Here is a 24,085-nt window from a genome sequence, read left to right as displayed (position 1 = left end):
TATCAAAGAGCTTTCCGTGTTTTGCGGGGTGCAAATGTAAAAAGCATTTTCAAATCTCACAAGCTTTTTTGAATCTTTTTTTCGAAAATTTCTTTTCACTAATTCAATACAACCTGTCAGTATTTCGAAGAGCGTTTTTCGCTGTTGCGGGTGCAAAAGTAGAACCTTTTTCCATTTATACAACAACTTTCCCCAAGTTTTTTTATTCTTTTTTTGATTTATTTCTTAACTGTCTCATAACAGCTTATTTACATTTTAAACTTTTTTAACTTTACGTACGATTTTTCTTTGTTATGATAGAGTTTTGATATTTTACTGTTGTTTTTGTTTTCTTTTTTTGCGGAATTTTTAAGCTTTTATCCTCTTTTTAAAGGATAAATAATCTTTTTAAATCTCCCTTTTGCCGCCAAAAACGTTTTTATCACCCAGTTTTACCCTTCTTTTTGCCAAATTCTTCTTCTTACCTAGATTTTCTACTGAAAACAATTTTCATAGCCCCGATAGAAGTGGAAATCCTTTTGTGCCAGGGTTCGGCACAAAAGATTGGAACGCATAGCGGGATCGGCTCCTTATAAAATCAAGATTCCAATTCTTGTAAATTACAAACCAAAAGGATTTGAATTACATTAGATCGCAAAATTATACACTTTGCGCATAAGACGCACTGCGGTGCTTCTCTACAGAAAATGGAATTCAACCACACTATATACATATATATGTATATAAAAAACAAACCCGACTGGTTTTGGAAACCTGTCGGGTTATTGATGCAGTGTACTCTTATATATGTATACTTATATAAGTATAGTATTTAGACTATCGATTGCTTCTTTTGTGATTTGAATGCTTTTTAGTTTTGCCTGATGATCGAAGATTGGACTTGTTACCATTAGTTCGTCAATTCTTGCATAGTCGATAAACTTTTTCAAATCAGTTATTAATTGTTCTTTGTTTCCTGTGAAGGTTCCGGCTGTCATTTGATTGACATGGAAACGTTCTGCTTCGTTCATAATATCATCTAATGAAGGAACGGGTGGCTGTAAACCTTTACGATCGTTTCTAATTAGATTCAGGAACATTTGATACAAACTTGTAGACAATAGTTCTGCTTCTTCATTGGTATCTGCTGCAATTATATTCAGACAAGCCATTGTTTTGGGTTTATCTAAATATTCTGAAGGCTGGAAATTTTCCCGGTAGAATTCAAATGCCTGAATCATTAGTTTTGGTGCAAAGTGCCCGGCAAAAGCATAGGGTAATCCGTAAGCCGCTGCTAAAGCTGCACTATCCATACTTGATCCTAAAATCCAAATTGGAACTTTTAATCCTTCAGCTGGGAAAGCACGTACTTTTCCTGTGGCATTTTCAGTTGAAAAATACTCCTGAAGTCTGCTTACATTTTGCGGAAAACGCTGCGCCTGTTCAAAAAAGTCTTTTCGAATTGCTTCGGCAGTTGGCTGGTCTGTTCCCGGAGCTCTTCCTAAACCTAAATCGATTCGATTAGGATAAAGCGTTTCTAAAGTTCCAAATTGTTCTGCCACTACCAAAGGTGAGTGATTTGGAAGCATAATTCCGCCAGAACCTACGCGGATATTTTTTGTCTGACTTGCTATATATCCAATTAAAACAACCGTAGCTGTACTGGCAACGTGTGCCATATTGTGATGTTCTGCAAGCCAAAACCGCTTGTATCCTAAAGTATCTGCTAATTGCGCTATGTCCTTTGTTTTTTGAAATGTTTCTGTGGCATTGCTATCCTGAGTAATGATAGCGAGGTCTAATAACGAGACCGAAATTGGTTTTTTCATATAAAAAAATGCTAATATGCAAAATTAACTCATTTATTCGGATGCCTTTAGTTTTGTAATGTTAATAGAATTATAATATTAATCAAACCGCTTTCAAATATAATTTTTTAATAATTAATTATTGTTTTAAAATAATTAATTATACATTTGCAATATCAAATCAATTTTTTTATATATGAAGACAACTCATATTGTATCGAGAATATTATTTTATTTCACCCGATTTTTATCTGTGGTTTATTTCTTTTTGGCTTCTTATTCTGTTTTTACTTTAATAACAGGATTGTTTTTGACCTTTAAAGATAATGCAAAGTATTTTCAGGTTTGTTATCCTTTTACTTCTCATCCGTTAATGCTTGGAGATTATAACCTCCCGTACATTCTTTTTGACTTTTTGGCACCGTTGAGTTTATATGGACTTTTCTTTTTATTGAGCAGTAATGTTTTTAAAGTATTTTTTCAGCCAAAATTATTTACGCCAAACGGAGTTTCACATTTAAGACGCTTCTATTTATCAAATTTATTAATTCCGAGTGGAGTACTATTTATAGCTTTCTTTTTTGTTCCGCTGGATAATGAAGTTTGGCTTTTTATTATACTTCACGGAATGCTTGGGGCTTTTGCTTATTTTTTAGCTGCCATTTTTAAACAGGGTTTAAACCTTCAAAATGAACAAGACTTATTTATATAACTATGCCAATAATTGTAAATGTTGATGTAATGCTTGCCAAACGCAAGATGCAGAGTAAAGAGTTGGCAGAAAAACTAGATATTACACCTGCCAATTTATCGATTCTAAAAACTGGAAAAGCAAAAGGAATTCGGTTTGACACTCTCGAAGCTATTTGTAAAATATTGGATTGCCAGCCTGGCGATATTTTAGAATATATAGCAGAATAGCTTTCTTTAAAATCTTATTTCTTCTTTATAAAAAATCGGTTTTTGAAGCCGACAAGGATTCTATTGCCTAATTTTTTCAAACTATAATTTATATAATCATCAAAAATCAATCAAAAAATGAACAGTTTATCAATCAAAAATCTCAGCAAAACGTATGAGAACGGCACAAAAGCGATTGACCACTTATCGCTTGAAATTACAAACGGAATGTTTGGCCTGCTTGGACCAAACGGAGCAGGAAAATCGACTTTAATGCGAACGATTGCTGCTTTGCAGGAACCAACTTCTGGAATTATTGAATTTAACGGAACTAATATTATCGAAAACCCAATGTTCATTAGAGAAAATTTGGGTTATCTGCCACAGGAATTTGGTGTTTATCCAAAGGTTTCTGCTTATCGTTTACTGGATCATTTGGCGGTTTTGAAAGGAATTGTGAATAAGAAGGAACGACACGATCAGATTTTATATTTATTGCAGCAAACAAATTTACTGAAGCACAAAGACAAAGCCGTTCATTCTTTTTCTGGCGGAATGCGTCAGCGATTTGGAATTGCTCAGGCGTTGCTTGGAAATCCGAAAATTATTATTGTGGATGAACCTACTGCGGGACTTGATCCGGAAGAGAGAAACCGATTCAACAATCTTTTAAGTGAAATCGGCGAAAGCATTATTGTAGTTTTATCTACTCATATTGTAGAAGATGTTCGTGATCTATGCCCAAAAATGGCTATTATTTCTAACGGAAAATTAATTTTGGAAGGAAAACCAAATCAAGCGATCGATTCTTTGAAAGCTAAAATCTGGATGAAAGCGATTGAAAAAATTGAACTGAATGAGCATCAATCGAACTTTAATATCATTTCGTCAAACTTAAATTCAGGAAAAATCAATATTCACGTTTTTTCAGACGAAAGACCGGATTCTGGTTTTGAATTGATATCGCCAGATTTGAGCGATGTTTATTTTAGTGCTTTAGCTCAAAATCAACTTAAAAATTAAAGTTATGCTTTCTAGATTAATTCAATTCGAATGGCATAACAATACCAGAACCTGGACTTTTTATGCCACATTTATCGTTTATTTGATTTTAGGATTTTTTGTGAGCGCTTTTGCGAATTTCTCTTTTTCGGGTGCTTACAAAAATAGTCCGTATGTATTGACTTATGCGATTGGTTTGATTTCGCTGATGACAATATTTTCGATTACACTTCAGGCTGCACAGAGTTTTTTAAAGGAATATGAAACAAAATTTGATTCGATTATTTTCTCCTCTCCTATTTCTAAGTTTCATTATTTGGCTCCAAAATTTATTACCGCATTTATAATTGCCGTAGTTTCTTTTGGAATGTTTATAGTCGGAATGATCATTGGTCATCAAATGTCATGGCTTTCTAAAAGTGAAATCGGACCTTTTGAAATTATGAATTATCTCTGGCCGTATTTTGTGATTGTAATTCCGAATATTTTCTTGTGTCTTTCTATATTGACGGCTTTGGCCTGGCTTAGGAGAAGTAAACTTTTTGTTTATGTTGGAGGTTTATTAGTCTACATATTATATATAACGGGATCGATTTTTTCGAATTCGCCCATATTTGCAAACGCTTCTCCTTCTTCGGCGAAAGCCATGTCTTTGGCGGCAAAAATAGATCCGTTTGGATTGGCAGCATTTTTAGAACAAACGAGATATTGGACTTCTATCGAAAAAAATACCCAATTAATTTCGCTTTCGGGGAACTTTTTATTCAATAGAATACTTTGGATTTCTATTGCGCTGTTTTTACTTTTTGTTTCCTATAGATTGTTTTCTTTTAGAAAAACGAGAAACAAAAAGGTAAAAACTCCTAAAGTTATTTCAGAAGAAACAAAAGTCCTTTCTTCGAAAATTCCAAAAAACATCGAATTCAAAACTTTCAATCATAATTGGGCTGTTTTTAAAAGCAATATCAAAATGGATATTTTTTTGGTCTTGAAAGGAATTCCGTTTTTATTAATTTTTCTTTTATTTTCGGGGTTATTGATGATTGAGATTTCGGATGAAATTGACGGCGGAATACGATTAGCAGAAAAAATTACGGATACCGCTTTGATGATTTCCACGATAATGGATCGTTTGCCGTTTATTCTAATTTTAATCCTTCTTTTTTACAGCAGTGAATTGTTAAACCGAAGTGAAAATTCAAGATTTGAAATGCTGGAAAATACTGCGCCGTATTCTCAATTTGTAGTGTTACTATCCAAATTGACAGCGCTTTTTATCATTCCGTTAATTATTATCAGCATTAGTATTTTGATTGGATGCGGATTTCAGATTGTGAATGCAAATGCCCCAATCGAAATTGGTCTTTATCTTTCTCTATTTTATTATCTCGGATTTCCATTGTTGTTGATCTCTATTTTGATAATTGCGATTCAGACTTTTATTAAAAACAAATATTTCGGATTGACCGTTTCCGCATTTATCTGTATTTTGTTTTGCACCGGAATTGGTGAACAACTAGGAATTTCGCATCCGTTATTACGATTTGGAGATTCTTTCAAAAGAGAATATTTTGATTTGAATGGTTTTGGGGCTTATACTTTTCCGTTTCATATTAAGATGTTTTACAATCTTGGTTTGGCTTTAGTGCTTTTGTCTTTGACTGGAATTTTATGGAAACGCAATGCTTCAATTGTAAAAACCTTTCGCAGGAATTCATTCAATACAATTCAAAAGACAACTTTTGGCTTGGGAGTTTTTCTTTTTATTGGTTTTGGAAGTTATCTTTTTTACAAAACAAATATTGAATATCCCTATTTGACAGAAGAAGATCAGAATAATTGGAGCGAGAATTACGAACTTCAATTTAAAAAATATACAAATCTGGCTCAGCCGGCAATTGTTTCTGTAAAAAGCAATGTTGATTTATTTCCTGAAGAAAACCGTTACGAAGTAAAAGGAACTTATGAATTGGTAAATAATTCTGAAAAAACGATTGATAGTTTACTCCTATATATAGATCAAAATTCAAAACTGACTTCTGTTGCCATTCCAAATTCTAAAAATCTGGATGATGTTTCGGCATTCCATCATTATTGGTATCGACTGGAAAACCCTTTGCAGCCTCAACAGAAAATGAAAATGAATTTTTCTTTTGAGTCGTATTGGTCGCCATTTAAAGAACATACAGCCTTTAATTCTATCATAGAAAATGGTTCTTTTATGCGAATAAGCCGTTACTTTCCGCTTTTTGGTTATCAGGAATCGAATGAAATCAGCAGTAAAAAGGAACGAAACAAAAGACATTTGAAACCGCAGACTCCGCTTAAAAAGCTTGAAGATAAATCAGAAATTAGATATGATTTTATCGATTATGACGCTGTGGTTTCGACATCTGAAAATCAAACAGCAATTGGCGTTGGCGATTTAATTGGAAAATGGAAAAAAAGCAACCGCAATTATTTTCATTATAAATCAAATGGAAAAATTCCGTTTCGCTTTGCTTATTCTTCTTCTGAATATCAAATTCAAAAAAACAATTATAAAGGCATTTCTATTGAAGTTTATTATGATAAAAGGCATTCCAGAAACATCAAAAAACTAATTGAGGATGTAAAAAAGACTTTAGATTACTGCCAAAATAATTTTGGGAAATATCCTTATAAGACTATTCGTTATGCTGAAGTTTCTGCTTTCGCCGATGGATTTGCTGCAACTTCTTATCCGTCTACGGTTTTTATGAAAGAAAATTTTGGTTTTTACAGTAACCTCAACAACAAGGATAAAGAAGATGTAATTAATCAATTAACGGCCCATGAATTGTCGCATGAATGGTGGGGAAATTCGCAGATAAGTCCTGAACAGAAAGAGGGTAGCTGGATTTTAACCGAAACCCTGGCACAATACACGGAACTGATGTTGTATGAAAAAGAACATGGTTTGGAAAAAGCGCTCGAAACTTTAAAAATTCATCTCGATTTATATTTGAGCAGCCGAAGTTATGATCCTGAAACGCCTTTGTATAAAACAAACTATGATACGCCGCATTTACCCTATGATAAAGGAATGCTGGTTATGCATCAGCTTAGAATTTTAATTGGTGAAGAAAAAGTGAATCTGGCTTTGAAAAATTTTCTGAATCATTACAAATACCCAAATCCGTTTCCCGATTCTGAAAGCTTACTAAAGGAAATTTATGCAGTCGCAGATAAGAAACTGCATTCTAAATTAGATGAAATGTTTAAGCAGATTATTACGTATTCGTCAAAAATAGAATCGGTTTCGAGTATTAAAAAGAATGGTTTTTATGAAGTTTCTTTTAAAGCGGTTTCTGAAAAATTCAGAGAAAATGCAACTGGGAAACGAAAACCAATTGCAAACGACTCAACAATTGATATTGGAATTTACGATGAAAACGGAAAATTATTTCGTTATCCTTTTGCTATAAAAAGCAATAAAATTGAAGAAAAAGTTAGACTAAGGACAAAACCTCAACGAATTGTGATAGATCCCTATTTAATGAATATTGACACTTTTATAAAGGACAACGAAAAAGAGATTGATTAATTTATTTCGTTGTGCCAAATTTTTTAAACACATAGAAACATAGATTTTTCTTTATATAAAAATGTAATTAAAAGAAACTAGTTTCTAACACATAGCTTACTATGTGCATTTATGTAAGTGAAACGCCATTTCAGCATTTTGATAAACTATGTTTCTATGTGTTAAATTATACGAACTATTTTATTTCAGGTGAATCAAAATCTGCTTATGCGTTGTTTTTCCATCATCTTTTATCATCAAGTCTTTACTGGATTCGATTTCGAATTTGGATGACGTTCCTATATTTAATGAAATCTCTTTGTGGCGAAACGTTTCAGGAATTTCAGGCAGTTCAATCGTAACTTGAACTTCTTTATTTTTTTGCTTAAAATCAACTTTGATTCTGTCTCTTAACCAAATATATTCGTAAACTTCCTGCCACGGCGCCATCCAGACAGAATCGTTTCCTTTTTCTCCATATTTTTTGGCAAGCGCTGTCATATAATATTTAAAATCGGGAAAACGCATGCTTAAATTCCACAAATTTGTATTTCCGGTTCCGTGTGTAAATTCGTTAAACCAAACAGGTTCAGCCTGTTTTACAATCGAATCTATGGTTTTTAAATAACGATCCATTGTTTTAAAACCGGTTGTGTCTTTTGAACTCAGTACAAAAGTTCTGGCCGTAATCATTTTATCTAAATCAACTTTAGATTTTACTTTAAAAACTGGTCCAACACCATAATAAGATGCAACCGAAAAATTTCCGTTATACAAAGCTTCTTTTTCATATTCTAAATAATACTTCTCATCGCCTTCTCCGCCAGGAACCACAAAATGTGACATTGTAAAATTCAGATTTTGTTTTATCGAAGTCGTATTTTCGGTTACTTCTGTCAAATAATTAGTCCCGTGTTTTGTTGCGTGGTGAAAACCATGATTCAAAATGTCCCATCCTGCATTGTACATTTCTTTTACTTCTGCCCAGGAAAGATGTCCGCGGTTTTCAGGCATATCACGAACTGAACCACCATTTATAGCCAAAGCTAATTTAAACGGGATTTTATTTCCAAATCCATCTGTATAATAAAGGCCTTTTGAAGTTGTTCCATCTCCACCCTGATCTACTTTCCATTCGTTTTTATTCGGATTGCTGATTTTTCCGCCATTCAATAATGGAAATGCAGTTAAATAAGCCGATCGATATCCATCATCAAGTGTAAAACTGTAAGCAAAATGTTTGTTGAATTTTAAAGCTGCGGGTTTTATTTTGACTTCGCTATCTGATTTTAATTTGATTTTAAAGGAAATGCTTTTTGTTTTTTCGGAATCATTTTGTGAATAAATGATATTTAATGATGATTGAAATAAAAGAATGAAGCTGAATAAAAATAGTTTTATTCTGAAATGTGGTATTCTCATTTTTAGGTTAAAATTAAAAGTTCTAAGATACGTATACTTTAAAATAAATTGATAAATATTGAACTTAATAATTGAACACCGATGAAACGGACTCATTTCCTAAAATCAGCGTCTAATTTTATGACATCAAAAATTTAAAAAGCATGATATTTCAATACATTAAAAAATATTAACGAAATATAATAATTCAATTTAAGTCCAAATACCGAAAAATCCTTCAAGAATCAAGACTTAATAAACAGGCATGCAGATTGCATTTAAAAATATAATCTAAAAATTCCTGTTATGTATCTTTCAAATACCAAAACGATAGTGTTTATTTCGGGAGCTTTTGTGAGCCATTTTTATTGGGGGGAATGGCTCACGTTTTTTGAAAATAAAGGATATAAAGTTGTGGCTCCACCGTGGCTGCATAAAAATGATTCGGTTGAGAATTTAAGAAAACACAATGCATGTCTAAAAATCGGCACAATATCTTTGTTTGATCTTTTGTGTTATTATACCGAAATCATTGAAAAACTTCCAGAAAAACCTATTTTAGTTGGACATTCATACGGTGGGCTTTTAGTACAATTACTGGTTCAGAAGGATTTAGCCGAGGCTGCAATATGCATTAATTCTTTTCCTCCAAAGGGTTTCACGAATATAAAATTTTCTTTTTATGCTTTTATTATACGTTTTTCATCCGGTATTTTTTCTTCAGGAAAAACTTTCTTTTTATCATTCGAAAACTGGAAAAATACATTTTTCAATTTTTTGTCTATAGAAGAACAAAAAAACGAGTATGAGAAATTTACAATTCCTGAATCTAAAAAAGCATTGCGAAATCTCTTTTCAAAAAATGCTAAAATTAATTTTAGAAAAAAACATGTTCCGTTATTTTTTATTTCTGGTTCAGAAGACCAAATTATTTCGCCAAAACTGGTTAAATGGAACTACCGAAAACATAGAAATATACATTCTATAACCTGTTATAAAGAATTTAAAAACAAAAATCATTTTGTCATTCTCAATCCAGAATGGAAGGAAGTTGCTGAGTGTGCGGCAAAATGGATTGAGAAAGTTACCTAACTTATTTCTCTCTTAATTTCCAGCTTTTTAATTTTTGAATTTAAAGTCGAGGGATGAATATCCAGAATTTCTGCAGCGCCGCCTGCGCCTGAAATTTTTCCGTTACATTTTTTGAGTATATACAAAATGTAATCGCGTTCATTTTCCATAATTGTTTTTATCGAAAATGAATCGGTATTTTGCTGTGTATGTATTTTTGACGAAGGTGAAAATTCAATAGATTTAATTGTACTGCCTTCTGTAAGAAGTAGTGTACGCTGTATAAGATGCTCAAGTTCTCTAATATTTCCCGGCCAGTCGTAATTTGTTATTTGCTGTAAAGCGTTATCCGAAAGTGTCGGAGCTTTTCTGTTTGTTCTTTCGCTATATATTTTTATAAAATGATCGGCCAGTTCCGGAATATCTTCTTTTCTCTTTTTTAATGACGGAACCATGATTGGGAAAACATGAAGTCGGTAATACAAATCCATTCTAAAACGTCCAGCTGCAACTTCTTCTTCGAGATTTTTATTTGTAGCTGCAATAATGCGAACATCGATTTTTATAGGCATTAATCCGCCCACTCTTTCTATTTCACGCTCTTGTAAAACGCGTAATAATTTTACCTGAAGTTCCATCGGCATCTCTCCTATTTCATCCAAAAAAATTGTTCCGCCGTTTGCCAGTTCAAATTTTCCAATTCGTTTATCTGTCGCTCCGGTAAAAGCACCTTTTTCATGTCCGAAAAGTAATGATTCTGCAAGATTTTCAGGAATGGCGCCACAATTTATAATAATGAGCGGTTTATCTTTACGAGGCGATAAATCGTGAATACTTTTAGCAATTTTTTCTTTTCCTGTTCCACTCTCGCCTAAAATTAAAACCGAAGTATCTGATGGCGCTACTTTTTTGATATAATTAAAAACGGTTACCATTTGCGAACTGTTTCCAATTATCCCTTCAAAACCTGATTTTATGTTTTCTGTTTTTTCTTTTTTCTGCGGAATTTCTTTTGTTTCAACAACTATTTTTTCGGCAGAATAAAAACGAGAAATAAATTGTGAAAATGTATTTTCGAGATTGGACAATAATTTCAGGTTTTCATTTGAATAAACGTTAAAATTACGACTGTAAAAAGTAAAACAAAAATGCTGTAAAGCAGCGATTGAAAGTGGAAAAACGAGATAAGATTTGATTCCGAAATTATGCGAAATAATTCCTTTTATCGGCGCGGCCTGAAAATTATTTATCAACGATTCTTCGCTGTAAATAACCGGTTTTATATCTATCTGCGATTTTATATAGGTTTCGTTTAATTCTTCAATTGATATATCAGCAATCTGAGAAAGCTTTTCTACATTAATAATCTGATATTGATCAATATTTTTTCGGATGATTCCTAGATTTGCATATTGTTCTGCATTTACAAATCCAACTTCGAGATAATCAAAACAAATAAAAGTTTGAATTGTTTTGGCAAAAGACAATAAAGCATCTTCGAGTTTAAGGTTTGAATGTATTAATTCTGAAATCTTATTTTTGAGTTCCAACTGCTGCATTAGCTGCGATTCGAGACTGTATTTTTGTCTGTAAAAAGCGATTTCAAGTGTAGTTAAAATATCCTGTTCTCGAAATGGTTTTACAATAAATCCATATGGCTGCGTGGTTTTTGCCTGATCTAAAATCCGTTTGCTCGAATTCGCAGAAATAAAAATAAAACCAATATTTTTTTCTTTTAAAATATGTGCCAGATCGATTCCGTTTTTATCTCCTTTGAGCATAATATCCAAAAATACCAAATCTGGTTTTTGGGTCTGAATTACATCCAAAGCCTGATCTACAGATCGCACAATTCCTATAACTTTATAATTTGCTTTTTCGAGAATTAATTGCAAATCATGTGCTTCAATAAATTGATCTTCAACAATTAAAATTTGTTTTTGAAAGTCATTTTCGTCAGATTTAGGGTTTTTATCAGACAAGGTTCCCATAAATGTAGTATTTTTTATATTATAATCTCGTAATTTACTGTCATAAAATTAGTTAAATCTCTCCAGTAATTTCAGCGTTTTGAAAAAATTAAATCAAAAAAAACATATTTAATGTGAATTTTCTTGATTTTTTTCAAAAAAAGCAGACTTCTTTATCTCTATATTTGTTTATTAAAACCAATCCAAAAAACTAATTTTTAACCCATTATGAAACGAATTGTTTTCTTTTTAATATTTCTAATCCATTATAGTGTCATTGCACAGCTATCACCTTCAGTTGCTAAATATGATCTTCCCAAAAAAAGATTATTAATACAAGCCTGTTCGATGTATTTATTTAATGCTAATCAGGGAGCAATAGATGTAGACAGTTCTGTGGTTTTGGCCTGCAAAGCATATAAACTTCCTGTTTCTATGGCTTATGACGAAGGCTTTAACAATGGTGCGTATGTAATTGGAAAAGATTTAATAGAAAAAGGAGATATAAATTCGGTAAAAAAACTGCTGCCAAAAACAAAAGGAGAAGATAAAGTCAAATTATTACTTCAATTAGGAAATTTTTATCTTTTTAAACCAGGAACAAAACCTCAGGATCTTCAAAATGCTAAAACTTATATTGATGAAGCTGTTATTGTGAGTAAGCAGCTAAAAATAAAAAAATGGCAGCAGCAGAGTTTATTGCTTTTAGGTAAATATTATTTTCAGGCAAATAATCAGCCGGAAGGCAAAAAAATATTTTTACAGGTTATAGCCGACTGCCGAAAACAAAATGATAAAAAAGCTCTTGCAGAAGCTCTTGACGCTTACGGAACTCTTTTATTTAATCTCGATCCCGAAAAAGAAAAAATACTGCAAAAGGTTGTTTCAATTTATGATTCTCTAAAACTTGAGGAGAAAAGAATTGAAAATTACATGAAAATTACAACCATTTATTTTTGGGGAGGAAAAGTAAACGAGGCCAAAAGAAGACTATATCAAAACCTGATCGATTTACGAAAAATTGGTTTTAGCCACCAGCAATTTGCAGAAACAACACTTGTTTATATTGAACTTGCACAAAGCAACATTCCAACAGCTTTATACTATGCCCTGAAAAGTGTCAAGAGAATGGAAGCTGAAAAGGATTATACATTTGGCGATATATTTTATATGCGCTTAGGAGACGTTTATAACAACTATGGCCATCATGAAGAAGCGCTGGAGCTCTACAAAAAAAGCATTGAAATTGGACAGCATACATTTGATACTGGCACTTGGTATAAAAGTTTTTTTAGTGCAGTTGCCGCTATATCATTAAAAGGTAAAACAAAAGAAGCACTTGAATATATTGATTTAATGACCTCAAAATATCCTCCAAAAAGTATTTTTGATAAAATGTCTTTGGCTTTTGTTAAAGCCAATTGTTATGATGAATTGAAAAATTTTGCACAGGCCGAAAAATATTTTAAAGAGTCGGCATATTATTCTAAGATGATTGATTCCCCTGAAACTTTTAGAGAAATTACCCATCAATATACCGTAATTGCACTTTTTTATATTAGAACTAAAAAACCTAAAGAAGCAAAATTTTATGCCGATAAAGTTTTTTCACTTTTAGAATCTAATAAAGGACGATACAATTCTCCGGCACTTTTGCTTTTGTATTATAAAACAGATTCGATTAATGGTAATTATAAAGCTTCATTAGAACATTATAAAAATTACAAAAAACTAACCGATTCTATTCATGGAGTTGATAAAAACAAACAAATTGAAGAACTAAAAATCAATTATGAAACGGCCAATAAAGAACAAAAAATTAAGCTTTTAAACGATCAGTCTGAACTGCAGGAAAGCGAATTACAAAAATCAAAACTTCTAAATAGTGTATCTATTTGGAGTTTGATTTTATTGCTCGTTATTATCGCGTTATTGTACAATCGATATCGTTTAAAACAGCGAAATCACGCTAAACTCGAAATTAAAGAAAAAGAAATCAACCAGAAAAATATCAATCTCAAACATCTTTTGGATGAAAAAGAATGGCTTTTGAAAGAAATTCATCATCGTGTAAAAAATAATCTTCAAACGGTAATTAGTCTTTTGAATTCGCAATCGGCTTATTTAGAAAACGATATGGCACTATCGGCAATTAAAAACAGTCAGCATAGAATTCATTCAATGTCTCTTATTCATCAAAAATTATACAACTCTGAAAATATCTCGACGATTAATATGCCTAATTATATTAAAGAATTGGTCGAATATTTAAGAGAATCTTTTTCGCTTGGACAAAGAATTCGTTTTGAAGTTAAAATTGATCCGCTGGAATTAGACGTTGCACATGCCGTTCCGTTGGGATTGATTCTGAATGAAGCTATTACTAATTCGATCAAATATGCTTTTCCTGAAGACAAAACAGGAATGATTTACGTGACGCTTGAAACAAAAGGTGAAAACCAATATTTGTTGACAATTGCTGATAACGGAATTGGATTTGATGCAAATCTTAGTGATAAGAAAGCAAACTCTTTTGGAATGAGTTTAATAAAAGGTTTAACCGATGATCTTGAAGGAAAATTAACGATGGAAAATAATAACGGAACTATTTTGAAAATAGAATTTTCTCAAGAATTTCCTCTGAATCAAAAAAGGAAAGTGATTTAAAACCTAAATTTGTACATCAAAATATCAATTCGGTTTTAGCTTATCTGCAAAATGACACACAAAATTTTAATTATAGACGACGAAGAAAAACTAAGAAGTCTGCTGGCAAGAATTATAAAATCGGAAGGATTTGAAGTTTTTGAAGCCAAAGATCTAAAATCAGGTTTTAAGAAACTGGAACAAACCGAAATTGATGTCGTTTTGTGCGATGTAAAACTTCCTGACGGAAACGGTGTTGATTTTCTTCAAAACATAAAAAATAGTTTCCCTCTAACAGAAGTAATTCTGCTGACGGCTTTTGGGAATATTCCAGATGGTGTTCAGGCGATGAAAAATGGCGCATTCGACTATATTGTAAAAGGCGACGATAACGATAAAATTATTCCGCTTCTTTATAAAGCTGTCGAAAAAGTGCATTTGCAGAAAAAAGTCCAGCAGCTTGAAAAACGAATCAACGACAAATATTCTTTCAATACTATTATAGGAAAATCAAAAGGGATTGAACAAGTTATTGATTTAGCACAAAAAGTAGCCAAAACCGATTCGACTGTTTTACTGACTGGAGAAACCGGAACGGGAAAAGAAGTTTTTGCGCAGGCGATTCACGAAAATAGCAACCGTGCAGGAAAATCTTTTGTGGCGTTGAACTGCAGTACTTTCACTAAAGAAATTTTAGAAAGCGAGCTTTTCGGTCATAAACAAGGTGCTTTTACTGGAGCTGTAAAAGACAAAAAAGGTTTTATTGAAGAAGCAAACGGCGGAACTTTGTTTCTGGATGAAATTGGTGAAATGCCAATTGATCTTCAGGCAAAATTACTTCGTGTTTTAGAAACCAGCGAATATATTCCTGTTGGAGATACAACTCCGAAAAAATCAAATTTCAGATTAATTGCGGCTACAAACCGAGATTTAAAAACAGAAAGTGATGAACATCGTTTTCGCTCTGATTTGTATTTCCGTTTAAATATTTTTGAAATTAAACTGCCTTCTCTGCGAGAAAGAATTAAAGATATTCCCCTATTAGCGAATTATTACGTAAAGCAATTTTCAGAAAAAACGAATAAAAAAGCTTTACAGATTGCAGATGATTTTCTACAAAAATTAGAAAATTATTCCTGGCCGGGAAATATTCGTGAGCTTAAAAATGTCATCGAAAGATCGGTTATTTTGAGCAGTGGCGATATTTTGACTTCCGATGTCTTGCCTTATGAAATGCAGCATCAGGCTGAAAATACTTCGAAACCAATGTCGGCATTTTCGATGCAGAGTATTGAGAAATTACATATTCAAAAGGTTTTAAATTATACAAAAGGAAATAAGGCTGAAACTGCCAGATTACTGGAGATTGGGATTGCAACTTTGTATAGAAAGATTGAAGAATATGGGATTCAATAGAATAAATTCGAATAACTATGGTAATTTTTAATTCTCAATTTTTAATTTTTAATTAATTATCACCTTATCATTTCAATAAAAGCTTATCATTTTGATAGGCTTTTTTTTATGCCTGATTTTTGGCACAAAACTACATTTCTTTTATTTACAACACTTTAGACATAACTTGACTTTTTCGGAACATCTTTTGGCATAAAGAGGAAGAACATTAAAAATTCATTCCAAATGAAAAATCAAGTTACCTCAATCTACAAACAAGCAGAACGATTTGCTGACATTACTAAAAAAAATATTATCTGCGGTAATATCGTTCGGGCTAAAAAATGTTTAGCCCTTGCCGAACGGCTATTTATAAACGGAAGCATCGAAACTAAAAATGCAATTTCCAACGTATACGTTTTTTCGGTTTCGTCTTTTATGGAAATGCGTCATTGCAATATCTCACATCTTTTTCCACAGACACTTAAAGCAGAATATATCAAACAAGTTAATGCTTCGGGAGTTTAAAAAGTTTAATCGGTTAACTGTTTAATTGTTTAATCGCCCTACTAATCTAAAATCTACAATCTAAAAATCTAAAATAATATTATGATCACTTTTCTTTTACTCGGACTGGCCGTTGTGCTGTTTGGAATTTGTTATTTATCTGTTGAATTCTTTGAAAAAATCTAAATCATGACAGCACTCTTTATTGTTTCAATCGCCGTTTTCGTGTATTTGATTTATGTATTAATCAAACCCGAAAAATTTTAAAAAATATTTTTTTTAGAATTTAAGATTATCTCTGAGAAATCTAAAATCTAAAATCAACAATCTAAAATTAAATATATGAACACAGAATTAATAGGTGTCATAGGTATTTTTATCCTTACCATTATTTTAGCTATTCCGGTAGGGAAATATATTGCTAAAGTCTTCTTGGGAAACAAAACACTTCTTGACCCAATTTTCAATCCAATTGAAAAACTTATTTTTAAAATCAGCGGAATCAATCCAGCTGAAGAAATGAACTGGAAACAGCACTTAAAAGCACTCTTGAGTATCAATATGGTTTGGTTCTTTCTCTGCTTTTTTGTTCTGCTTTTTCAGGGTTCTTTACCTTTGAACCCAGATAATAATCCGTCAATGACACCCGATTTGGCTTTTAATACTGCCATTTCATTTTTAGTTAATTGCGATTTACAGCATTATTCGGGCGAAAGCGGTGTTTCTTACCTATCGCAGCTAGTTTTAATGTTTTTACAATTTGTTTCGGCTGGTGTAGGAATCGCTGCTGCAGTAATGGTTTTTACTGCCATGAAAGAAAGAACCACAGATAAACTGGGAAATTTCTACAACTATTTTGTTAAAAGCTGTACTCGTATTTTATTACCGCTTTCAGCAATCGTAGCAATCGCTTTAGTTTTCAGCGGAACTCCAATGACTTTTGAAGGAAAAGATGCCATAACCACTTTGCAAGGCGATCACGTTGAAGTATCACGAGGACCAGCCGCAGCTTTTATTGCTATTAAACATATCGGTACAAACGGTGGTGGATTCTTCGGAGCTAACTCTGCTCATCCTTTAGAAAATCCAACTTATTTCACGAATGCTGTAGAACTTTGGGCGCAAATGATTGTTCCGTTTGCGATGATTTTTGCACTTGGATTTTTCCTAAATAAACGAAAATTTGCTTACATCATTTTTGGTGTCATGACCATCGGTTTTTTACTTCTTGTAATTCCGACAATCTCGAGCGAAATAAATGGAAATCCTGCTATTGCAAAAATGGGAATTGCGCAGACAACCGGAGCGATGGAAGGAAAAGAAGTTCGGTTCGGGCCAGCCATTTCAGGTTTCTGGAGCATTGCAACAACCGTAATTTCTACAGGATCTGTAAACAGTATGCACGATAGCGCAATGCCTGTTTCTGGCACTATGCAGTTATTGGCTATGATGGTCAATGCCTTTTACGGCGGATGTGGTGTTGGTTACCTCAACTTTTATATTTTCATTATTCTGGCTGTATTTATTTCTGGTTTAATGGTTGGCCGAACTCCTGAATTTTTAGGGAAGAAAATCGAAGCTCGGGAAGTAAAAATTGCTGCTTTTATTGCAATTCTTCATCCGTTATTGATTTTAGCCGGAACTGCTTTAGCTTCTTATTTTGCCGCGCATGATACCGCAATGGGATATTGGTTCAGCGGAAATGCCACAGGATGGTTAAACAATCCTGGAAATCACGGATTCTCTGAAATGTTATACGAATACACTTCGAGCGCTGCCAATAATGGTTCTGGTTTTGAAGGATTGGGAGATAATAATCCGTTTTGGAATATCACTACAGGAATTGTTTTATTGTTAAGTCGTTTCATTCCAATTATTGGGCCATTGGCAATTGCAGGTTTATTAGCCAATAAAAAATACATTCCGGAAAGTGCCGGAACCTTAAAAACCGATACTTCAATTTTTGGAATAATGATTTTCGCTGTAATCGCAATTATCGCTGCATTATCATTCTTTCCTGCTTTGGCTCTTGGGCCTTTGGCAGAATTCTTTACACTAAAATAAAATGTTTTTAAACACATAGAAACATAGAATTTAAATCTATAAAAAAGAATAAAAAGAAAACTCGTTTTCACACATAGCTATGTGAATGCATGCAAGTGAAACGCCTTTATCTCAAAGTAAAATCTATGCTTCTATGTGTTTAGAAAAAAGTCAACCAAATAATATAAAAAAATGACAACTAATAAATCTACATCATTGTTTGAAAGCAAACAGGTAAAAGAAGCCTTAGCGCAGTCTTTTGTGAAGCTGAATCCAAAAATGATGGTTAAAAATCCGGTAATGTTTACCGTAGAAATCGGAACTGCCATTATGTTTGCCGTTTGCATTTCGATCTTAATGGGTGCAAACGATCAGGGAAGTTTTGTTTACAATTTCATTGTTTTTCTAATTTTACTTGCAACGCTTTTGTTTGCCAATTTCGCTGAAGCGATTGCCGAAGCCCGAGGAAAAGCACAAGCTGACAGTTTACGAAAAACAAGAGAAGAAACTCCTGCAAGACAAATTCTGCCAAATGGAGAAATTAAAAATGTAAGTTCTTCAGCATTAAAAAAAGACGATATTTTCATTTGTGAAGCGGGCGATTTAATTGCTGCCGATGGAGAAATTATCGAAGGTTTGGCAACAATAGACGAAAGTGCGATTACGGGAGAAAGTGCTCCTGTAATTCGTGAAGCAGGCGGAGACAAATCTTCTGTAACAGGAGGAACAAAAGTGTTGTCTGATAAAATCAAAGTAAAAGTAACTTCTGAACCTGGCGAAAGCTTTTTAGATAAGATGATTGCTTTGGTTGAAGGTGCAAGCCGTCAGAAAACACCAAATGAAATTGCTTTGACAATTTTATTAGCGGCTTTTACATTAATCTTCGTAATTGTCTGCGTTACCTTAAAACCATTTGCCGATTATGCCAACGCTCCTATTACAATCGCTGCTTTTATTGCATTATTCGTTTGTTTGATTCCAACGACAATTGGAGGATTGCTTTCTGCGATTGGTATTGCCGGAATGGACAGAGCTTTACGTGCCAACGTCATTACAAAATCTGGTAAAGCGGTTGAAACTGCTGGAGATATTGATGTTTTGCTTTTGGATAAAACCGGAACAATCACAATTGGAAACAGAAAAGCAACCAATTTTTATCCAACAAAAGGAATTTCATTTGATGACTTTGTGAAATCAGCTGTTTTGAGTTCGCTTGCAGATGATACGCCAGAAGGGAAAAGTATTCTCGAGTTAAGTGAAATGATTGATGTGAAAAGTGAAACGAAAGCCAGCTTTTTACAAACTACTTCGGACATTGCGCACACTATCAAGTTTACTGCCGAAACCAGAACTTCTGGAGTAGTATTAAAAGACGGAACTAATATTAGAAAAGGTGCACAAGATGCTGCAAGGAATATTGCTCAACAAGCTGGAAATTCTTTTCCAGAAGATACAGCACAACAAGTAATTTCAATTTCGTCTAATGGAGGAACTCCTTTAGTAGTAATCAAAAACAACGAAATTCAAGGTGTAATCGAACTTCAGGATATTATCAAAACCGGAATGAAAGAACGTTTTGAACGCTTACGCCGAATGGGAATCAAAACGGTTATGGTTACGGGTGATAATCCGCTTACAGCTAAGTTTATTGCTGAAAAGGCTGGTGTTGATGATTTTATCGCTGAAGCAAAACCTGAGGATAAAATGAACTATATCCGAAAAGAACAAGCTGAAGGAAGATTGGTTGCGATGATGGGAGACGGAACAAACGACGCTCCTGCCCTTGCGCAAGCGAATGTTGGAGTTGCCATGAACAGCGGAACTCAAGCTGCAAAAGAAGCTGGAAACATGGTCGATCTTGACAATGACCCAACCAAGTTAATTGAGATTGTTGAAATTGGAAAACAACTTTTAATGACTAGAGGAACTTTGACTACTTTCTCAATAGCCAATGACGTTGCAAAATATTTTGCCATTGTTCCTGCGCTGTTTATTACTGCGATTCCTGCGCTTCAAGGTTTAAATATTATGCATCTCCACAGTCCAGAAAGTGCCATTTTATCGGCTGTGATTTTCAATGCGATTATCATTCCGATTTTGATTCCACTTGCATTGAAAGGTGTTGAATACCGTCCGATTGGGGCAAGTGCCATTCTAAAACGAAATCTTTTGATTTATGGTTTAGGCGGATTGATTGTTCCGTTTATCGGTATAAAAATAATTGATTTAGTTGTTGCACTCTTTATGTAAAAAAAGTTACTAAGGTTCTGAGATGCTAAGGCGCTAAGTTTTTTTTCTTAGTCCCTTAGAACCTTAGCTCCTTAGAACCTCTAAAAATAAAAAAATGAAAAATCTATTTTCTATACTAAAACTTACTGCGGTTACTTTAATCTTATTTGCAGTTATTTATCCTCTTGCGATCTACGGAATCGCACAAATTGCTCCAAATCAAGGAAAGGGAGAAACTATTTCGGTTAAAGGAAAAGTAGTTGGTTATCAAAAAATCGGACAAAAGTTCGACAAATCGAATTATTTCTGGGGAAGACCATCAGCTGTTGATTACAATGCAGCTGGAAGTGCCGGAAGCAACAAAGGGCCAAGCAATGCCGAGTATTTGGCTTTGGTTCAAAAAAGAATTGATACAGTTTTATTGGTTCATCCGTATTTGAAAAAATCTGATATTCCAGCTGATATGGTTACGGCATCTGGAAGTGGTTTAGATCCGAATATTTCTCCGCAAGGCGCTTTGATTCAAGTGAAGCGTATTGCTAAAGAAAGAAAACTAGATGAAACTAAAGTAAAAGCTTTAGTAAAATCTAAAATTAATTCGGCTGTTGTTGGACCTGAAACGGTGAATGTTTTGGAATTGAATGTGGCTCTTGATGCGCTTCGCTAAAGCTCTAAGGTTCTAAGATACTGAGATTCTAAGGTTTTTCTCCTAACAGGTTTCCAAAACCTGTTAGGTATGAATTTACATTAAACTAGGGAGAAAATTGAAATCGAAAAAACTAAACTACAATAATACCTAACAGGTTTTGGAAACCTGTTAGGATATGAAAATATTATAATACAAAACGCCTTTTTACCCAAATGCCATAGCCCCGATAGTAGTGGAAATCCTTTTGTGTCTCGTTAAAGAAACGAGACACAAAAGATTGAAACGGATAGCGGGATTAGCTCCTAAAAAATCTACTAATAATTTAAATTAAGAGGACGAGATCGCTTCGTTCCTCGCAATGACATATGAAAAAAATAATACTTACTGCTTTAATCGCTTTTGGTTTTAGCAATTTACATGCACAAGAAGAATCTAAAAGTCCGTTTACGTTTTCTGGATATGTAGACGTTTATTATAGTTATGATTTTGGGAAACCGGAGAATCATACTCGACCAAATTTCTTTTACAGTTATAATAAAAGCAACGAGGTAAACCTGAACTTAGGTTTGGCAAAAGTGAATTATTCGAAAGGAAATGTCCGAGCAAATTTGGCGCTGATGGCGGGAACTTATACCCAATATAATATGTCGGCTGAACAGGATTTACTACAAAATGTTTATGAAGCGAATGTTGGTGTGAAGATTTCGCAAAAACATGATTTATGGATTGATGCCGGAATTATGCCTTCGCATATTGGTTTTGAAAGTGCCATTGGAAAAGATTGTCAAACTTTAACGAGAAGTATTCTTGCGGAAAACTCACCATATTATGAAACAGGAGTTAAAATTGGTTATACTACTGAATCTGGAAAATGGTACTTGGCAGCCATGTATTTGAACGGCTGGCAGCGAATTCAGAAAATTGAAGGAAACCAAACGCCTGCTTTTGGAACGCAGGTTACATACAAACCTTCGGACAGAGTAGTTTTGAATTGGAGTACATATATTGGAAACGAACAGCCAGATGCTGATAAAAAATGGCGCTACTTCAATAACTTTTATGGACAATTTAAAGTAGCTGAAAAAGTGAATTTGACAACTGGTTTTGATATTGGTTCTCAGCAATCGGCTAAAGGAAGCGATAAATACGATGTTTGGTTCTCTCCTGTTTTGATTCTGCAATATAAACCGACAGATAAAATTCAGCTGGCAGCACGTGGAGAATATTACAGCGACGAGAAAGGTGTAATTATCGCAACTGAAACTCCAAACGGATTTAAAACTTACGGATTTTCAGCTAACTTTGATTACTTAGTAACTGATAATATTATGTTTAGAGTTGAAGCCAGAAATCTGTCAAGCAAAGATGAAATTTTCACCAAAAATAATCTGCCAATAGATACAAATACCTTTGTGACAACTTCTTTGGCAATTAGTTTCTAGGAAAATATTCTTGCTACAGATTACGCAGATTAAAAGGATTTTTCTTTGTGTTAATTTATTCGCCACGAATTCACGAATTAATTCAAATAAAAATTCGTGAATTCGTGGCTAAAAAAAAATAAAAACTTTGTGACTTAGCGCCTTCGTGGCAAAAAAACATGAAAGAAGAAAACGAAAACAACGCACAGCATTTTCTGGACTTGATTCAGAAATCCCGAAAGGGAAAGTTTAAAATCTACATTGGGATGAGCGCCGGTGTGGGCAAAACTTTTCGTATGCTTCAGGAAGCGCATTCGTTATTGAAAAACGGAATCGATGTTAAAATTGGCTACATCGAAACGCATATGCGGAAGGAAACACATGAGTTATTGGCGGGTTTACCAATTATCCCGAGGCGGACTATTTTTTATAAAGGAAAAGAACTCGAAGAACTCGACGTTCAGGCCATCATCAACCTTAGACCAGAAGTGGTTATTGTTGATGAATTGGCGCATACCAATGTTGAAGGAAGCAAAAATGAAAAACGCTGGCAGGATGTTCTAGAGATTTTAGACGCTGGAATTAATGTAATTTCAGCCGTGAATATTCAACATATTGAGAGTTTAAACGAAGATGTAAAACGGATTACGAATATTGATGTTCAGGAACGAATTCCTGATAATGTTTTAAGATTGGCGGATGAGGTTGTAAATATCGATTTGACTTCAGAGGATTTAATTGCGCGTTTAAAAGAAGGAAAAATTTATACGTCAGATAAAATTCCGACTGCTTTGGCTAATTTTTTTAAATCGGAACAGATTCTGCAATTGCGTGAATTGGCTTTGAAAGAAGTCGCAAGTCAGGTTGTGCGAAAAGTAGAAAGCGAAGTCCCAAATTTACATGCTTTACGACATGAAAAACTGTTGGCCTGCATTAGCAGTAATGAAAAAACTGCGAAAATAATTATTAGAAAAGCGGCTCGGTTGGCAAGTTATTACAACGGCTCATGGTATGTTTTGTATGTAGAAACTCCTAAAGAAAGCAGTACAAGAATCGCACTTGACAAACAAAGACATTTAATTAATAACTTTAAACTCGCTGTACAATTAGGCGCAGAGGTTATTAAATTGGAAAACTCAAATATTACAAATGCTATTTTGACAACGGTAGAAGAAAAACAAATTACAACTGTGTGCATTGGAAAACCGCATTTTAATTTGTTTAAAGTAATTTTGTCTACAACAATTTTCAGACGTCTGCTAAACAAATTGTCTTTATCAAATGTAGATCTTGTTATTCTGTCGTGAAAAATTTTTAAACCATATAAGTTATATAAGTTTATTTAAACGAGGCTGCTTAATTTAACCGCAAAGAGCGCAAAGGTTCGCAAAGTTCGCTAGAGTTTTTGCTCGCAAAGTCGCAAGGTCGCAAAGTTTTTACCCAATCTTTGCGTGCTTTGCGAACCTTAGCGCTCTTTGCGGTTAAAAAAACTAACATTTTCTTATATAACTTATATGATT

General features: G+C 33.6%; 17 protein-coding genes. 14 read left to right on the top strand and 3 right to left on the bottom strand.

Annotated features, from left to right (window positions below; all coding sequences use genetic code 11):
• Nucleotides 1-794: 794 nt before the first annotated feature.
• Entirely contained in the window at nucleotides 795-1,808 is a 1,014-nt protein-coding gene (locus tag BUC29_RS20035; protein WP_073418191.1) for an LLM class flavin-dependent oxidoreductase, read from the bottom strand.
• Nucleotides 1,809-1,983: 175 nt separating this feature from the next.
• Between BUC29_RS20035 and BUC29_RS20030 the strand changes: the two genes are divergently transcribed.
• From BUC29_RS20030 to BUC29_RS20015, 4 genes are all read left to right on the top strand, one after another.
• The gene (locus tag BUC29_RS20030; protein ID WP_073418189.1) at nucleotides 1,984-2,499 is read left to right on the top strand and encodes a DUF2975 domain-containing protein; all 516 of its coding nucleotides are present in this window, start codon (nucleotides 1,984-1,986) and stop codon (nucleotides 2,497-2,499) included.
• Between the two features lie 2 nt (nucleotides 2,500-2,501).
• A complete protein-coding gene (locus tag BUC29_RS20025) occupies nucleotides 2,502-2,708 on the top strand; it encodes a helix-turn-helix domain-containing protein (protein ID WP_073418187.1) in 207 nt (68 codons plus the stop codon).
• A 117-nt stretch (nucleotides 2,709-2,825) separates the two neighbouring features.
• Complete coding sequence (locus BUC29_RS20020; protein ID WP_073418185.1) at nucleotides 2,826-3,710, top strand: ABC transporter ATP-binding protein; 885 nt, start codon at nucleotides 2,826-2,828, stop codon at nucleotides 3,708-3,710.
• Between the two features lie 4 nt (nucleotides 3,711-3,714).
• Entirely contained in the window at nucleotides 3,715-7,254 is a 3,540-nt protein-coding gene (locus BUC29_RS20015; protein WP_073418182.1) for an ABC transporter permease/M1 family aminopeptidase, read from the top strand.
• A gap of 180 nt (nucleotides 7,255-7,434) precedes the next feature.
• Here the strand turns inward: BUC29_RS20015 and BUC29_RS20010 are convergent, their stop codons facing one another.
• Nucleotides 7,435-8,655 carry a polysaccharide deacetylase family protein gene (locus BUC29_RS20010; protein ID WP_073418180.1) on the bottom strand — a complete coding sequence of 407 codons (1,221 nt, stop codon included), beginning with the start codon at nucleotides 8,653-8,655 and terminating at the stop codon, nucleotides 7,435-7,437.
• Nucleotides 8,656-8,940: 285 nt separating this feature from the next.
• Here BUC29_RS20010 and BUC29_RS20005 point away from each other — a divergent pair, with 285 nt between their 5' ends.
• Nucleotides 8,941-9,726, top strand: coding sequence for an alpha/beta fold hydrolase (locus BUC29_RS20005; RefSeq protein WP_073418178.1), 786 nt, complete (start codon nucleotides 8,941-8,943; stop codon nucleotides 9,724-9,726).
• On the opposite strand, the gene BUC29_RS20000 is transcribed toward BUC29_RS20005, so the two are convergent.
• Nucleotides 9,723-11,696, bottom strand: coding sequence for a sigma 54-interacting response regulator (locus BUC29_RS20000; RefSeq protein ID WP_073418176.1), 1,974 nt, complete (start codon nucleotides 11,694-11,696; stop codon nucleotides 9,723-9,725). The two genes, BUC29_RS20005 and BUC29_RS20000, sit on opposite strands and share 4 nt — an antisense overlap.
• A gap of 207 nt (nucleotides 11,697-11,903) precedes the next feature.
• On the opposite strand from BUC29_RS20000, the gene BUC29_RS19995 reads away from it, so the two are divergent.
• The 9 genes from BUC29_RS19995 (at nucleotide 11,904) to BUC29_RS19955 (ending at nucleotide 23,872) form a co-directional block, all read left to right on the top strand.
• Nucleotides 11,904-14,342 (top strand): sensor histidine kinase, encoded by a 2,439-nt coding sequence (locus BUC29_RS19995; RefSeq protein WP_084538692.1) that lies wholly within the window; start codon nucleotides 11,904-11,906, stop codon nucleotides 14,340-14,342.
• A gap of 51 nt (nucleotides 14,343-14,393) precedes the next feature.
• Entirely contained in the window at nucleotides 14,394-15,737 is a 1,344-nt protein-coding gene (locus BUC29_RS19990; RefSeq protein WP_073418172.1) for a sigma-54-dependent transcriptional regulator, read from the top strand.
• 225 nt (nucleotides 15,738-15,962) lie between these two features.
• Nucleotides 15,963-16,244 carry a DUF7674 family protein gene (locus BUC29_RS19985; protein ID WP_073418170.1) on the top strand — a complete coding sequence of 94 codons (282 nt, stop codon included), beginning with the start codon at nucleotides 15,963-15,965 and terminating at the stop codon, nucleotides 16,242-16,244.
• Between the two features lie 168 nt (nucleotides 16,245-16,412).
• Nucleotides 16,413-16,490, top strand: coding sequence for a K(+)-transporting ATPase subunit F (gene kdpF / locus BUC29_RS19980; protein ID WP_073418200.1), 78 nt, complete (start codon nucleotides 16,413-16,415; stop codon nucleotides 16,488-16,490).
• Between the two features lie 75 nt (nucleotides 16,491-16,565).
• On the top strand, nucleotides 16,566-18,287 hold the full coding sequence (gene kdpA / locus BUC29_RS19975) for a potassium-transporting ATPase subunit KdpA (RefSeq protein ID WP_073418168.1): 1,722 nt from the start codon (nucleotides 16,566-16,568) through the stop codon (nucleotides 18,285-18,287).
• Nucleotides 18,288-18,458: 171 nt separating this feature from the next.
• A complete protein-coding gene (gene kdpB, locus BUC29_RS19970; RefSeq protein ID WP_073418166.1) occupies nucleotides 18,459-20,516 on the top strand; it encodes a potassium-transporting ATPase subunit KdpB in 2,058 nt (685 codons plus the stop codon).
• A 94-nt stretch (nucleotides 20,517-20,610) separates the two neighbouring features.
• Nucleotides 20,611-21,162 (top strand): K(+)-transporting ATPase subunit C, encoded by a 552-nt coding sequence (locus BUC29_RS19965; RefSeq protein WP_073418164.1) that lies wholly within the window; start codon nucleotides 20,611-20,613, stop codon nucleotides 21,160-21,162.
• 347 nt (nucleotides 21,163-21,509) lie between these two features.
• A complete protein-coding gene (locus tag BUC29_RS19960; RefSeq protein ID WP_073418162.1) occupies nucleotides 21,510-22,586 on the top strand; it encodes a porin in 1,077 nt (358 codons plus the stop codon).
• A 158-nt stretch (nucleotides 22,587-22,744) separates the two neighbouring features.
• Nucleotides 22,745-23,872, top strand: a complete 1,128-nt coding sequence (locus BUC29_RS19955; RefSeq protein ID WP_073418160.1) for a sensor protein KdpD — start codon at nucleotides 22,745-22,747, stop codon at nucleotides 23,870-23,872.
• The last annotated feature ends 213 nt before the right edge of the window (nucleotides 23,873-24,085 follow it).

Origin of the sequence: Flavobacterium defluvii (assembly GCF_900129555.1) — a bacterium.
Taxonomy (GTDB): domain Bacteria; phylum Bacteroidota; class Bacteroidia; order Flavobacteriales; family Flavobacteriaceae; genus Flavobacterium; species Flavobacterium defluvii.
This window is presented reverse-complemented; position numbering and strand designations above follow the sequence as displayed.

Coding starts and splice junctions, on each gene's coding strand:
- BUC29_RS20000 (WP_073418176.1), bottom strand. CDS start 11,696: ATGGGAACCTTGTCTGATAAAAACCCTAAATCTGACGAAAATGACTTT.
- BUC29_RS20025 (WP_073418187.1), top strand. CDS start 2,502: ATGCCAATAATTGTAAATGTTGATGTAATGCTTGCCAAACGCAAGATG.
- BUC29_RS20005 (WP_073418178.1), top strand. CDS start 8,941: ATGTATCTTTCAAATACCAAAACGATAGTGTTTATTTCGGGAGCTTTT.
- BUC29_RS19995 (WP_084538692.1), top strand. CDS start 11,904: ATGAAACGAATTGTTTTCTTTTTAATATTTCTAATCCATTATAGTGTC.
- BUC29_RS19955 (WP_073418160.1), top strand. CDS start 22,745: ATGAAAGAAGAAAACGAAAACAACGCACAGCATTTTCTGGACTTGATT.
- BUC29_RS20010 (WP_073418180.1), bottom strand. CDS start 8,655: ATGAGAATACCACATTTCAGAATAAAACTATTTTTATTCAGCTTCATT.
- BUC29_RS19965 (WP_073418164.1), top strand. CDS start 20,611: ATGAAAAATCTATTTTCTATACTAAAACTTACTGCGGTTACTTTAATC.
- BUC29_RS20020 (WP_073418185.1), top strand. CDS start 2,826: ATGAACAGTTTATCAATCAAAAATCTCAGCAAAACGTATGAGAACGGC.
- BUC29_RS20015 (WP_073418182.1), top strand. CDS start 3,715: ATGCTTTCTAGATTAATTCAATTCGAATGGCATAACAATACCAGAACC.
- kdpB (WP_073418166.1), top strand. CDS start 18,459: ATGACAACTAATAAATCTACATCATTGTTTGAAAGCAAACAGGTAAAA.
- kdpF (WP_073418200.1), top strand. CDS start 16,413: ATGACAGCACTCTTTATTGTTTCAATCGCCGTTTTCGTGTATTTGATT.
- BUC29_RS19990 (WP_073418172.1), top strand. CDS start 14,394: ATGACACACAAAATTTTAATTATAGACGACGAAGAAAAACTAAGAAGT.
- BUC29_RS19985 (WP_073418170.1), top strand. CDS start 15,963: ATGAAAAATCAAGTTACCTCAATCTACAAACAAGCAGAACGATTTGCT.
- BUC29_RS20030 (WP_073418189.1), top strand. CDS start 1,984: ATGAAGACAACTCATATTGTATCGAGAATATTATTTTATTTCACCCGA.
- BUC29_RS20035 (WP_073418191.1), bottom strand. CDS start 1,808: ATGAAAAAACCAATTTCGGTCTCGTTATTAGACCTCGCTATCATTACT.
- BUC29_RS19960 (WP_073418162.1), top strand. CDS start 21,510: ATGAAAAAAATAATACTTACTGCTTTAATCGCTTTTGGTTTTAGCAAT.
- kdpA (WP_073418168.1), top strand. CDS start 16,566: ATGAACACAGAATTAATAGGTGTCATAGGTATTTTTATCCTTACCATT.